This window comes from Robertmurraya beringensis, assembly GCF_042433785.1.
Classification (GTDB): Bacteria; Bacillota; Bacilli; order Bacillales; family Cytobacillaceae; genus Robertmurraya_A; species Robertmurraya_A beringensis.
Genome location: NZ_JBHLUU010000123.1, coordinates 1 through 13,348, shown reverse-complemented (window position 1 = coordinate 13,348; position 13,348 = coordinate 1). Strand labels below are relative to the sequence as shown.

General features: G+C 38.8%; 11 protein-coding genes. 5 read left to right on the top strand and 6 right to left on the bottom strand.

All coding sequences use genetic code 11. The features are described 5' to 3' along the window. The first annotated feature begins 10 nt into the window (after positions 1-10). Positions 11-991, top strand: coding sequence for an aldo/keto reductase (locus tag ACFFHF_RS20465; protein ID WP_340902287.1), 981 nt, complete (start codon positions 11-13; stop codon positions 989-991). Positions 992-1,673: 682 nt separating this feature from the next. Here the strand turns inward: ACFFHF_RS20465 and ACFFHF_RS20460 are convergent. After that, entirely contained in the window at positions 1,674-2,678 is a 1,005-nt protein-coding gene (locus ACFFHF_RS20460) for a DUF3231 family protein (RefSeq protein ID WP_340902286.1), read from the bottom strand. Positions 2,679-2,898: 220 nt separating this feature from the next. Here ACFFHF_RS20460 and ACFFHF_RS20455 point away from each other — a divergent pair, with 220 nt between their 5' ends. Continuing rightward, positions 2,899-3,183, top strand: a complete 285-nt coding sequence (locus ACFFHF_RS20455) for a hypothetical protein (RefSeq protein WP_340902283.1) — start codon at positions 2,899-2,901, stop codon at positions 3,181-3,183. A 66-nt stretch (positions 3,184-3,249) separates the two neighbouring features. Here the strand turns inward: ACFFHF_RS20455 and ACFFHF_RS20450 are convergent, their stop codons facing one another. Both ACFFHF_RS20450 and ACFFHF_RS20445 read right to left on the bottom strand, forming a co-directional pair. Continuing rightward, the gene (locus ACFFHF_RS20450; protein ID WP_340902282.1) at positions 3,250-3,807 is read right to left on the bottom strand and encodes a DUF4256 domain-containing protein; all 558 of its coding nucleotides are present in this window, start codon (positions 3,805-3,807) and stop codon (positions 3,250-3,252) included. 168 nt (positions 3,808-3,975) lie between these two features. After that, a complete protein-coding gene (locus ACFFHF_RS20445) occupies positions 3,976-4,935 on the bottom strand; it encodes a tRNA dihydrouridine synthase (RefSeq protein ID WP_340906148.1) in 960 nt (319 codons plus the stop codon). Positions 4,936-5,739: 804 nt separating this feature from the next. On the opposite strand from ACFFHF_RS20445, the gene ACFFHF_RS20440 reads away from it, so the two are divergent. The 3 genes from ACFFHF_RS20440 (at position 5,740) to ACFFHF_RS20430 (ending at position 8,086) form a co-directional block, all read left to right on the top strand. Next, positions 5,740-6,666, top strand: a complete 927-nt coding sequence (locus ACFFHF_RS20440) for an SGNH/GDSL hydrolase family protein (RefSeq protein ID WP_340902280.1) — start codon at positions 5,740-5,742, stop codon at positions 6,664-6,666. 13 nt (positions 6,667-6,679) lie between these two features. Continuing rightward, positions 6,680-7,291 carry a YpmS family protein gene (locus tag ACFFHF_RS20435; RefSeq protein WP_340902279.1) on the top strand — a complete coding sequence of 204 codons (612 nt, stop codon included), beginning with the start codon at positions 6,680-6,682 and terminating at the stop codon, positions 7,289-7,291. A 516-nt stretch (positions 7,292-7,807) separates the two neighbouring features. Next, on the top strand, positions 7,808-8,086 hold the full coding sequence (locus ACFFHF_RS20430; protein WP_340902278.1) for a glycine zipper family protein: 279 nt from the start codon (positions 7,808-7,810) through the stop codon (positions 8,084-8,086). A 907-nt stretch (positions 8,087-8,993) separates the two neighbouring features. Here the strand turns inward: ACFFHF_RS20430 and ACFFHF_RS20425 are convergent. The 3 genes from ACFFHF_RS20425 to rhaB all read right to left on the bottom strand — a co-directional run bounded on the left by ACFFHF_RS20425 (position 8,994) and on the right by rhaB (position 12,596). Next, complete coding sequence (locus tag ACFFHF_RS20425; RefSeq protein ID WP_340902277.1) at positions 8,994-9,758, bottom strand: DeoR/GlpR family DNA-binding transcription regulator; 765 nt, start codon at positions 9,756-9,758, stop codon at positions 8,994-8,996. Positions 9,759-9,902: 144 nt separating this feature from the next. Next, a complete protein-coding gene (gene rhaA, locus ACFFHF_RS20420; RefSeq protein WP_160547296.1) occupies positions 9,903-11,156 on the bottom strand; it encodes an L-rhamnose isomerase in 1,254 nt (417 codons plus the stop codon). Positions 11,157-11,174: 18 nt separating this feature from the next. Next, on the bottom strand, positions 11,175-12,596 hold the full coding sequence (gene rhaB / locus ACFFHF_RS20415; RefSeq protein WP_377058918.1) for a rhamnulokinase: 1,422 nt from the start codon (positions 12,594-12,596) through the stop codon (positions 11,175-11,177). Positions 12,597-13,348 lie beyond the last annotated feature (752 nt).

Below are 13,348 nucleotides of genomic sequence, written 5' to 3'. Positions count from 1 at the left end.
GAATAATCAAATGGAGTATGTGAAACTTGGTAATACAGGCATTGATGTATCTCGATTTTGTCTTGGATGTATGGGTTTTGGGGACGCAAATAAATGGGTTCACCAATGGGTATTAAACGAACAGGACTCTCGCCCCGTAATAAAAAAAGCGCTTGAATTAGGGATTAACTTTTTTGATACTGCCAATGTATACTCACTTGGCACCAGTGAGGAATATCTTGGGCGAGCTCTGAAAGATTATGCAAATCGTGATGAAGTCGTCATAGCCACAAAAGTACACGGGCAAATGCACAAAGGTCCAAATGGTTCTGGACTTTCTCGAAAAGCTATTATGAGTGAAATTGATCATAGCCTGAAGCGTTTGGAAACCGATTATGTTGACCTTTATATCATCCATCGTTGGGACTACCAAACTCCCATTGAAGAAACAATGGAAGCCTTACATGACGTAGTGAAGTCTGGAAAAGCAAGATACATTGGTGCTTCTGCGATGTTTGCTTGGCAATTCCAAAAAGCTTTACACGTGGCTGAAAAAAATGGGTGGACGAAATTTGTCTCTATGCAGAACCATCTCAACCTCATTTACCGCGAAGAGGAAAGAGAAATGCTCCCTCTTTGTAAGGAGGAGAAAATTGGCGTGACTCCATATAGCCCACTAGCATCAGGGAGATTAACGCGCGACTGGTCAGTAACTACACATCGTTCAGAAACCGATCAAGTCCAAAAGTCTAAATACGATGCAACTTCAGAAGCTGACCGATTAGTGGTTGAACGAGTAGCTTCTATAGCCGAGAAACACGGAGTGCCTCGAACACATATTGCACTTGCTTGGCTATTACAAAAAGAAACCATAACATCTCCAATCATCGGGGCAACGAAAATATCACATCTTGAGGATGCTGTAGGAGCTTTATCGGTTAAGCTTTCACCTGAAGAGATTGCATTCCTTGAAGAGCCCTATGTACCTCATCGAATCGTAGGTCATAGTTAGTTTCGAATAGTTAGAACCAACCCAATTCTACCCATGGTAGGTTGGGTTTTTAACGTATTGCAGGAGTTTTTCGGACTAGACTTGATGGAATTTGTGCTTGGGTGTCCGAATCCAGTGATTATTCGGACTGGACTTGTTGGGTTTTAGGACTTGGGTGTCCGAATCCAATGGGGATTCAGACACGTCTTGTTAGGTTTTAGGACTTGAGTGTCCGAATCCAATGGGGATTCAGACACGTCTTGATGGGTTTTTGTACTTGGGTGTCCGAATCCTGTGGGCATTCAGACACGTCTTGATGGGGTTTAGTACTTGGATGTCCGAATCCAATGAGGATTCAGACACGTCTTGATGGGGTTTAGTACTTGGATGTCCGAATCTAATGGGGATTCAGACACGTCTTGATGGGTTTTTGTACTTGGGTGTCCGAATCCTGTGGGGATTCAGACTGGACTGGTGAGATTTCGCACTTAGGTGTCCGAATCCAATAGGGATTCAGACAAGTCTTGATGGGTTTTTGTACTTGGGTGTCCGAATCCTGTGGGCATTCAGACACGTCTTGATGGGTTTTTGTACTTGGGTGTCCGAATCCTGTGGGCATTCAGACTGGACTGGTGAGATTTTGCACTTAGGTGTCCGAATCCACCATCTACAAGCTTGAACAAACTCCCCAATTCCCCTTCGCCTAAACATTTCTGTTCCTTAATGCTTCTCTATCAACATTTTGTGGTGGTTGTTCTAACCATCTGTTTTCAATCATCAATTTAACACCATCACCTGCGTATTGAAGGATTTCACTCATTAATCTTGTATAGTGTCCACCTATATCCTTTCGAAGACTTGTCCCAATCCCTGTCCCATAACCAGCAACACTAAGCGCAGATAAACTATTAATGTGAAACATCATTAGCTTATCTGAGAATGGAGGTTCAATTGATTGAGATATGGTTGAATCCCACGAACTAGGCATTGCGACTCCATCGTCTACAAGAATTTCTCTAAATACCGTTTCATGTTTAGCTGCTATTTCTGCTCCTCTTTCCATATACTTTCTCACTTCTGAAGACTTAGCTGTTTGGGAAAACCCCGCTACGAATGTTCTGCCAATAGAGTTTGTTTCTGTATTTTTAGAGATATGAGCTAACTCAATGACAGTTAACGGTCTATGTTTCCCGACGATACTAGATAGAAAGGATTCACTTTGAAGGTTCTCAGCTTTTTCCATTGGTGGTAGAGTAGGTGAACGAATAAATGCCCCCTTCTTCAAAAGGATTTCACATGAATCATTATAAAGTTGCATAAACATTTGGGAGGTTTGTGAAAAGAATTCCCTTACATCGTTTCTTGCCAATACTTCGAGCAAAGCTGAAGATGCAGCGGTTCCTGCGGCAGCCATGTATTTAATGTAACGTAGAGCAAAGAGGGCAGAATATAAACGATCCGCTTCCAGATTAACATCCTCTTGCGAAAATCCAATCGGAATCCCATGCTTTTCCTTTTCAAAGATTTCCTTGACCCCACTTACAACATTACGACAATTTGATAAGGCAGATTGAATAATTTCGTTACTCTCTTTATCTTCATTCACATTTGCAAAATGCTGGATAACACAATGCGACATGGAGTTCTGCATATAAGCACTCCACAAGGCCGCTACTTCAGATGAAATTAGTTTTGCGCTATGTTCCATTTTTAATTGTAACTCCTTTTTTATTTTTACTATGTCCAAAAAGAGTAACAAACTTTTGTTTCATTTATTAATTTCTCTAAAGAGTTATCAAATTCACACTTTAAAATCATTATAATATAGTATCAATTATAAATAGAATGTGATAAAATTAATAAGCAAGAACATGACATTCTTTCCTAAAGGATTTTAAATAACATTTATAGTATGGGAGGGTTTTATAGTGAAAGAAGAAGTTGGAAAAATGGCGTTAAGAGAGGTAACGAGAGAAGAGTTTCTAGAATTGGCTCAAAATGGCGCTCGTGAATTATTTGATCTTGAACATTATAAAGTGTTTGATGGATCAAAAGGCGATGAACAAAGTCACTTTGTTTACGATATGAGAACTCACCGTTGTTTTTTAATAGATATAAATACTTGTTATGAGTTAGTAACAGCTTTCTATTGTGGTGGAAATAAGTCGACGATCTATCAAAATATAAACGAGATTGCATCATCAGTAAAATAACAGAACTTGGATGAAAATATGGGAACCCGTCAAACGGAGTTCCCTTTCTTGTTTAACAAACCACCCTTAAACCCTTAACGAAGCACGGAACCCTCTAGCAGCATAGTAAGAGTCCGCACCATTATGGTACACGAAAACATGACCAAAGCGACGATCGCAAAAAAGGGCACCACCGAGTGCTCTAATATCAGAGGGGGTTTGTACCCAGCTTGATGTTTTCAAATCAAAATTCCCAAGCTTCTGCAACTCTCGATATTGTTCTTCCGTCAATAGTTCAATCCCCATAGCAGTGGCCATATCGATGACGTTATTTTCCGGTTTATGATTTTTCCTTGACTCCAGCGCTTCAAGATCGTAACAAACGCTTCTTCGACCTTTAGGACTTTCCGCTGAACAATCATAAAATATGTATTCGTCGTTCTCCTGATCATAACCAACCACATCTGGTTCCCCACCGGTTCTTTCCATTTCGTTGAGCGACCACAGTTTCTCCGTTCTAGCTTCTAGCTTTTCTTGGATCTTGGCCCATTCAAGACCTTCATGACGATTCAAGTTTTTCTCAAAACGTGTTTTCAAACCTTTCAATAAGTCTTCCTGTTGTTCTAGTGACAACTCCTTTGTCATACTAGTCCCCCCTTATTGTTTTTTACTTACATAGTTTAAGTATATATAAACATTCGTATGATGATAAAGGGTTTTCAGAAACCATTTTCGTTCAGTCATGCTGGAAAATCCCTTCCTGTTGTGAAAAGGAAAAAGGCGACCTCCTTCTTGAAGAATCGCCCCAATTTTTTAAGAAAAATCAAAGTTATCAAGCAATGCACGCACTTCATCTGTTGATTTTGTGTTCATCAATTGATTTCTTAATTCACCCGCTCCACGGAATCCTTTGACATAAATTTTGAAGAAGCGGTGAAGTCCTGTAATGGAACGTGGCACTAATTCCGCATATTGATCTTGAAGATCAAGCTGCAGTCTTAATAGATCAAGGTATTCTTTACTACTATGCTCTCTTGGCTCTTTTTCAAAAGCAAAAGGATTTTTAAAAATACCTCGCCCGATCATAACGCCATCAATACCATATTGTTCAGCAAGCTGCAGCCCAACTTTACGGTCAGGAATGTCTCCGTTGATCGTTAGTAGCGTATTGGGGGCGATACGGTCACGTAATTTTTTGATTTCCGGAATGAGCTCCCAATGCGCATCTACTTGGCTCATTTCCTTCCTTGTACGCAAATGAATAGAAAGGTTCGCAATATCCTGTTTGAAAATATGGGTAAGCCACTCCTCCCACTCCTCAACCTTCTTATCGCCAAGTCGTGTTTTCACACTGACAGGCAGTCCGCCCGCTTTGGCTGCTTGTATAAGTTCTGCCGCCACGTCTGGACGGAGAATAAGGCCACTACCTTTCCCTCTCGATGCCACATTCGGTACAGGGCAGCCCATATTTATATCGATGCCTTTAAATCCTAGCTCTGCCATGCCAATACTCATTTGACGGAAATATTCGGGATTATCCCCCCAAATATGTGCCACCATTGGCTGTTCATCTTCTGTAAAAGTCAAACGGCCGCGCACACTTTTCATGCCCTCTGGATGACAATAGCTATCCGAATTTGTAAACTCTGTGAAAAATACATCCGGTCGACCGGCTGCACTTACAACGTGACGAAAAACAACATCTGTCACATCTTCCATTGGTGCAAGTACAAAAAATGGCCGTGGTAAATCACGCCAAAAATTATCTATCATTTCAAACTCAAATCCTCTCTCAAACTCATGGTCCATAATTAATAAAGCCAAGCTTCTTTTACACTTATATCATGCCTAATATCTTATTATCAAACAAAAGTATATTTGATCATTTATAATTGTGAAAAACGGTAGTATTTTCTTTTTATAAAAACGGTTCCGAATGGTATCGGACTAAAAAAGATAGTAAAATAAACGGAGATTTTTCCGTTAGATGCAGAATGGAGCTCGTTTCGGGGGAAATAAGTGGAGATTTTCCGCTTATGCAAAGCATAATCGCGTATTTTCGCGTTTTTCGAGGCAATAGGCGGAATCTCTCCTTCTATTTTAGTTTTTTTTAATAATTATTACTAACTAAGCAGAATTTCTCCGTCTATTTATCAGTTTGAGTGCTTACCCTTATCCCCCCACCCAATAAGTGCGGATCCTCTTGAATCTACTTGAACCCTCAATACGCCAAGCAACAACCAAATGATCACTTGGTTAATAAGGTCACCAGAATTTCTGGTTGACCTTTTTCCATTTGTCATACTATCGACATAAGATGTATTAATTAGAAATGGTGATATTTCCTATACAGCTTACTTATATTAGACACCGTGTTTAAAAAAGTGGAACTAAGGATATTAGTTGAATATTGTGGGGGAGTTTTCAATAAGAATTTACCAATATTTAATACCTTAAGAAAGTGACAAAAATATATAAATCTATTATTTTACTAGTCAATGAATGGTAAAATGACTTGTTGGCTTGATAAGATGTAGGAGACACCGATATTACTATAAAACGGGTGGTGAGGATTACTTGAAGAAAAAGAAGGTATGGATCAGTACTTCTAGTGTTATTTTTGCTTGTTTCCTTCTTTATTTTTTTCTACCGTCTTTTAGTCAACAGAAAGAAGAACCTGTGAGTGTTGCATCAAATGTGACTAACGAATCCGTTAGCCTTTCTGTTGATACTAAAGCCGAGGAAGAAGAAGCAACCGTCATTAATGATAAACCAGTAGCAGAGGCCATTAAAGAAAAAGTCAGAGAAATGATCGAGGGTACAATAAATTTCTTTAGTCATGATAAAAAAATCGTTTCTATTGGAGATTCACTCACTCAGGGAGTCGGGGATGAAACAGAGAGTGGCGGTTATGTTGGTATTTTAAACCACACATTCGAAGATCAAAACATGAATATTACCATCGAAAACTTTGGAAAAAGAGGGAATCGAACGGATCAATTGTTAAAAAGGTTGGAAAATGAAGAGATTGTATCCGCTATAAAAGATGCTGATATCGTTTTAATCACCATCGGTGCAAATGATATTATGAAAGTAGTTAGAAGTAATTATACAAACCTTAATATAGAGCCCTTTCAAGAAGAAAAGGTTAGCTATGTTGAGAGATTAACTGCTATTTTCCATAAAATAAGTGAACTAAATCCAGATACTCAAATTTATTTGATTGGATTTTATAATCCATTCGAGCGTTACTTTGGTGATATTGAACAGCTAGACATGATTATGAATGATTGGAATCAAGCCGGTGAATTAGTTACAGAAGAGTTTGAGAATGTGTACTATATCCCTACAGAAGACTTATTCTCTAATTCTACTACCAACCTGTTAGCTGATGATAATTTCCACCCGAATACGAGTGGGTATAAATTAATGGCCAAGCGCGTTCTCGAGTATCTAAATGAATATTATGAAGAAACTGAGTTACCACATGAGGATATCGAATAGAAGGTGAAATGGGATGGAAATACAACTAAAAACAAAACCGTCATGGAAACAATTATTTTTAGGTATAGTTGGAGCGAATGTATGCTTTGTTTTATTTTTCTTCATTTTTCTACTATGGCCCGTATCTGATACAGAAATATCTAAAGAAGAATTACTTGAAGAGGAACCCGGGGCCGAATTTACGATTTCTTCGAGTAAGCAAAATTTGGATGAACTAGTGAATCAATATGTAGATAATTATATGAAAGATAAAGATGATAAATATACAGTTAAATTTGATGAAAATGTCCAATTATTAGGTTCAATCGAAGCCTTTCAGACCGACATCCCCATATCTATCACATTAGAACCCTCGGTACAAGAAAACGGCGACCTTGTGTTGTATGCTTCTGATATGTCACTTGGATTATTGGGACTGCCAGAAAAAAAGATTCTTGAATATGTGAAGAAAGAATTAGATACACCTGAATGGGTTAACATTGACCCTAAAAATCAACTGATCTATATTGGCGTAACACAAATGGAAGTGAAAAGTAACTTTAAAGTAAAGGTACAAAGTTTTGATTTAAAAAATGACCATATTACGTTCAAAATTAAAGTACCGAATAAAACATTAGGTTTATAGATTAACAAACGTTCCCGAACGAAAAAGCGGATTAAGTATTGCTATATAAGACATTGAGCCTTATCTATGAACTGATCCCATTTCATCCAACTTCATTATGTTTTTTTGAGACCTCTTGGTAAAATGAGGTCTTTTTTCTTTCACTGAATTGTCCACAAAATAAAAATGAAACCATTTTCCTTTCATACCGTATTCCATTACTGAGGTGATATATATGAAAGAACAAATATGCTTATATTGTAAAGGAACTAATTTCGTTGAAGCAACCGACTATATAAACCTTCGTCCATTGAACTCAAAGTTAAAAATAGGATCAGAAAAAATTTACACAGTATGCCTGAATTGTGGAGAAGTATTTTCTATTAAAATTAAAAATCCATCAAACTTATTAAAGTAAAAATTCAATTAATAAAACTAGAAATCCACCCCTAAACATGGAGAGTAAAACTCTTTCGGCTGGGTAGTATATGGTTAGGATGGTGTGCCTACATAATTAATCAATAAGGAAGTGAGTAGATGAATCAGAGTAACGAGCGCAATAACTTCGGTGATGAAAATGTAGAAGAAGTGGACAACAATCAAAATCCCAGTGACTCAAGTGAAACAACAGGAACACTGAATGGAGCCGTTGCCGGTGCGATGATCGGCGCTCCATTTGGCCTAGTTGGTGCTGTGATAGGCGGTGTTTCAGGCGGTGCGATTGGTAACCAGATGGTTGAGGGAACGGAAGCAGATGACCAGTCAGATTTTGAAAGTCGTGATGGGAACAATCTTAATGACTCATTAAAGGAGTAGCCCTTTTGATAGAATTGGTTAATCCGAATTCTTGGGGAGATTTGGACAGGACTTGAACGAAAGCTCTCTTTGGAGTTCGAATCCAAAGGTTATTCGGACAGACCTAACAAGAAATTACCTTTGGGAGTCTAAATCCTAAGGGAATTCGGACAGGACTTGACTCGAATTCGCTCCTAGCTGTCCGAATCCTAAGGGAATTCGGACAAACCTAACAAGAAAACTGTCTTTGGTTGTCCAAATCCTAAGGGAATTCGGACAGGACTTGAACGAAAGTGCTCTTTGGAGTTCGAATCCAGAGGTTATTCAGACAGACCTAACAAGAAACTGTCTTTGGTTGTCCAAATCCTGAGGGAATTCCGACAGAACTTGACTCGAAATCGCTCCTAGGTGTCCGAATCCAATGGGAATTCGGACAAACCTAACAAGAAATTACCTTTGGGAGTCTAAATCCAGTGGGAATTTGGACCGACACGCTAGTATGAAATTGTGTTTCCCTTCAAAACAAACTTGAATATCCCTTGTTTAAAAGAAAAACAGCGTAAGACCATTCTCACGCTGTTTTTTTGTGTAATTATATACCTGCTAACTCAACACTACAGGAGCAGCAATTTCTTAAACATGTCAATCACTTCAATCACCTCATCAGCACATTGCTCATCTTTATTTCCTCCTTCAATAATTTGTTCACTTCTTTACATAGGAGTTTTTAACAATACGAAAAGGTTTTCATGATACCTTTCCGTTTGATCTCTTAAATAATTATCTTACTCCCCTGTTCTAATATAACCAACACAAATGCAGATATGCATTTGTGTTTATATTTGATCTTTAACATTTTAGACACAAAGGCATTTTGTTTGATTCTGTTAATAATTAAAAAACAGACCTAACTTGGTCTGTTTCCATCTTAAATATCCACAAATAGTAATTTAACTTCCTTTTCCTCAAGCCTTTCTCTTGTCCGATCATCCATGTTTGAATCCGTAATAATGCAATGCACGGCTGATAAGGAGTTTATCTGTGAGAACGCTCTTTTTCCAAACTTGCTTGAATCCGCCATTAAGATTACTTTATCGGCAATCTGGATCATATCCTTTTTTAATAACGCTTGCAATTCATTCGTATCACTAAGTCCACCATCTGGATGAATCGCCTTACATGAAAAGAACATTTTATTCACATGGTACATCTTCAAGGAACGTTCTGCTAGAGGGCCTACATACGAAAGAGAAATCGACATCAGGTTTCCACCCGTTGAGATGACTCGGATTTGTTCCTTTTTACTAAGCTCTAAGGCTACTTTGATCGAGTTTGTTAATACCGTTAACGGCATGTCTGGAAGCTCTTTCGCCATATACCAAGCGGTTGTGCTCGCATCAAGAACGATCTGGTCCCCCGGTTCCACCATTTTCACCGCTTCTAATGCGATGGCACGCTTCTCAGCCGCCCTTGTAATTTCTCTTTCCACATAAGAAACTTCATTGTCTTCCTTTTCAATACTCACGGCACCGCCATGACTTCTTTCGAGCAAGCCATCTTTTTCTAATTTTTCAAGATCTCTCCGAATGGTTTCTTCCGTCACTGAAAAAATTTTGCTCAGTTCGGACACTCGAATACTTAAACGTTCATTGACTAGATCAACAATTTTCCTCTGCCTTTCAGCTACTAGCACTGACGTACACCCTTCCCCTATTGAACGTTGATTTATATTTGTTTATTTTTATTTTTATGTTAATTTCATGTTAAATTATAGCATATTCTTTGAAAAACAAAAAGATAGTAGACCCTATAAAGGAAGATCTACTTATCTTTTTTGTTATCTTTTTGATAATACTTCTTTTTCGTAGGCTTTTACTTCTTCTAACCAAGCCTCTTTTACAGGCACACCCATTTGTTCACAATAGTAATCCCAAATCGCTCCGAACGGATAGGTTTTGAATTCTTCCATTAATGCTAGTCTTTCGGTAAAATTGCCTTCTTCTTGAAGTTGTTTTAATTTTTCGTTTGGCACAAGCATCGCGTATAACAATGCCTTCACCATGTTTCTTGTACCGATTGTCCAAGCCGCTACACGGTTGATACTGGCATCAAAGAAATCAAGACCGATGATGACTCGATTCAGTGCATCGTTACGTACCACTTCAAGGGCTATTTCTTTTAGTTCATCATCTAAAATTACCACATGGTCACTATCCCAGCGTACCGGTCTTGATACATGAAGAGCTACCTTATCACTATATAAAAGCATTGAAGAAATTTTGTTTGATACCGTTTCTGTTGGATGATAGTGTCCTGTATCTAGTAAGCAGATTTTATCGTTCTTTAATGCATAGCCTAAATAGAATTCGTGAGAACCAACCACATACGATTCAGAACCAATTCCAAATACTTTGCTTTCTACCGCATCCAGATTGTATGACTCATCAACAGGAACAGCGAAAATTTTATCTAAAGAATCTTTTAAACGTTGTCTTGGAGTCAGTCGATCACTTGGGATATCCTTATAGCCATCTGGAATCCAAATGTTTGTTAATGCTGGTGTTCCGAGTTCTTTTCCGAAATACTCTCCGATTTTTCTACTTCCAATACAGTGATTAATCCAAAACTCACGAATCTCTTCATCTGGATGTGAAAGCGTTAATCCATCTGATGCTTTTGGATGGGAGAAAAGGGTTGGATTATAATCTAGCCCTAATCCTTGTTCCTTCGCCCAAGCTACCCAATTTTCAAAATGCTTCGGCTCTAGCTGATCACGTTCCACTACTTCCCCGTTGGTTTCTGCGTAGATCGCATGAAGATTCACACGGTGCTTACCTGGAATAAGAGAAAGTGCTTTTTCTAAGTCGCTACGCAATTGCTCAGGTGTCGTTGCCTTTCCAGGGTAGTTTCCAGTTACATCAATTCCACCAGAAAGTTCGCTAGGATTCACTTCAAAACCTGCTACATCATCGCCTTGCCAGCAGTGGATAGAAATAGGTACTGATTTTAGTTTTTGTAATACGTCTTCTACATCGATTCCCCATTTTGAGTATGCTTGCTTTGCTAATTCAAAGTTTTCCTTAATCGTCATGATATTCTTCCTCTCCGATTATGAGTTGGCTACTGATTTAATAGGTTCGTATTTTTTTACTTCAAAAGATTGTTTGATGACAGAACGTGCTTCCTCTAGATCCGTAATTTCACCTAATGCCATCAATTGAGCTACGATATTCCCAATAGCTGTGGCTTCAATCGGACCAGCGAGCACTTCTTTGTTTGTCACATCCGCCACAAGCTGATTCAGCATTTCATTTTGACAGCCACCACCGATAACATTGATCTTGTCAAATGACTTCTCAAAGATGCTTTCAATTTCTCCGATGGTTTCTTTATAGCTAGCGGCTAAACTATCATACACACATTTCGCCACTTCCCCAGGTGTACTTGGAACACTTTGTCCCGTCTCGATGCAATAATTCATGATTTCTTGGATCATGTTGTCCGGCTTTAAGAATCGATCATCGTTGACGTTAACGATTGCACGGAAGTCTCCCGCCTCTTCCGCTAGTTCTACCAGTCTAGCGAACGAGTACTCGTGATTGTAATTTCGCTTAACCTCTTGAATCATCCAAAGCCCCATAATATTTTTCAAGAAACGGAAGCGATAGTCGATGCCGCCTTCATTTGTAAAATTGTAATCTAGCGCTTTAGTGACACAGATAGGGAAATGATTCTCCGTTCCCATTAACGACCAGGTTCCCGAGCTAATATAAATGGTACTCTCCTCTTCTGGTACAGAGATAACCGCCGATCCGGTATCATGTGTGGCAGGGAGAATCACGTTCATATCAAAGCCAAGCTCCGTTACTAGCTCTTCCTTCAAGTTCCCTAGAATCGTCTTTGGCATCTGTATTTCATGGAACATGTCCTTATTTATGCCTAATATATCTAGCAGCTCGTAATCCCATTTTTTCGTAAATGCATTGACTAGCTGTGTGGATGTTGCGTTTGTATATTCGTTCGATTTTTTCCCTGTTAGTAAAAAGTTCAAATAATCCGGAATCATTAAAAAGGATTTTGCTTTTGCTAAGATGTCAGGATGATTTTTTTTCAAGGAATATAACTGATAAATCGTGTTGAACTTTTGAAATTGGATGCCTGTTTCTAGGTAAAGGCGTTCCTTGGAGATGAGCTCGAATACCTCTTCCATCATGCCATCGGTTCGTGGATCACGGTAGGATACGGCCTCCGTTAGCGGCTGGTCATTTTCATCTAGTAAGACAAAATCTACCGCCCATGTGTCAATCCCGATGCTATCTGGTTGGATACCAAGTTCACGGCACTTTTTTAATCCTGTTTTGATTTCATCAAACAGTCGATCAAGCTCCCAGCAAAAATGATTGCCTTTTTGTACGATTTGATTCTCAAATCGATATAATTCGCTTAACTGTAATTGTCCATTTTCTCTATGGCCTAACATTAATCTTCCACTTGAAGCACCAATATCAACAGCAATACTGTACTTGTTCATCCTCAACGCTCCTTTAGGTGTAATCGCTTACGATACTACTATCATACTAGATTCAGAGAAATATCCTATAACGGGATTTATTTAATTTATTGACCTTATTTGCAAAAAGAAAAGCGGAGGCATCTTGGTCAGGGGGGTCTGGGAAAAGACGAATCGCGCAGGAAGTCCTGCCTTCTGGAGCGAGTTGGCTTATGACCTCGAGGGTCAAGGAGGCGGAGCTGGACAACGAAAAGCGAAAGGGCCCGTTTAGCGACGTATGGACTCCTCGAAAAAGTTTTATGACGCGAGCGTTTCTGTTTTTATAGCTCTCGCGTCATAAAACTCTTCTTAACACAGATGCTTCTATTTTTCTCGGCTTTCATGTCATAAACCTCTTCTTATGACACAGATGCTTCTATTTTTCTCGGCTTTCATGTCATAAACCTCTTCTTATGACGCGTAAGCTTCTATTTTTCCCGGCTTTCACGTCATAAGCTCATGCTTTCCCTTTGTGGAAATGTTGGACAGAGAAAAGCAGGGGCGACATGTCATAATGCTCTCTCTCCTGATGGTAGGCCTCCTTCAGGAGAGAGTTTATTAAAAGTCCTGCTAGAGCTAGAGTTTTTTAAGGGCTATATTTATTTTCTTTTTCTGTGAAAATAAATATGGGTTTAAACAAGATCAGTTGTGTTAATGATATTATTAATGCAATTTTTGCAATAGGAAAGCAGAGGTACCTAAATTTATGGTATCTCGAATATCTTTTTTAACTT

Coding starts and splice junctions, on each gene's coding strand:
- rhaB (WP_377058918.1), bottom strand. CDS start 12,596: ATGAACAAGTACAGTATTGCTGTTGATATTGGTGCTTCAAGTGGAAGA.
- ACFFHF_RS20435 (WP_340902279.1), top strand. CDS start 6,680: ATGGAAATACAACTAAAAACAAAACCGTCATGGAAACAATTATTTTTA.
- ACFFHF_RS20445 (WP_340906148.1), bottom strand. CDS start 4,935: ATGATAGATAATTTTTGGCGTGATTTACCACGGCCATTTTTTGTACTT.
- ACFFHF_RS20430 (WP_340902278.1), top strand. CDS start 7,808: ATGAATCAGAGTAACGAGCGCAATAACTTCGGTGATGAAAATGTAGAA.
- ACFFHF_RS20450 (WP_340902282.1), bottom strand. CDS start 3,807: ATGACAAAGGAGTTGTCACTAGAACAACAGGAAGACTTATTGAAAGGT.
- ACFFHF_RS20465 (WP_340902287.1), top strand. CDS start 11: ATGGAGTATGTGAAACTTGGTAATACAGGCATTGATGTATCTCGATTT.
- ACFFHF_RS20460 (WP_340902286.1), bottom strand. CDS start 2,678: ATGGAACATAGCGCAAAACTAATTTCATCTGAAGTAGCGGCCTTGTGG.
- rhaA (WP_160547296.1), bottom strand. CDS start 11,156: ATGACGATTAAGGAAAACTTTGAATTAGCAAAGCAAGCATACTCAAAA.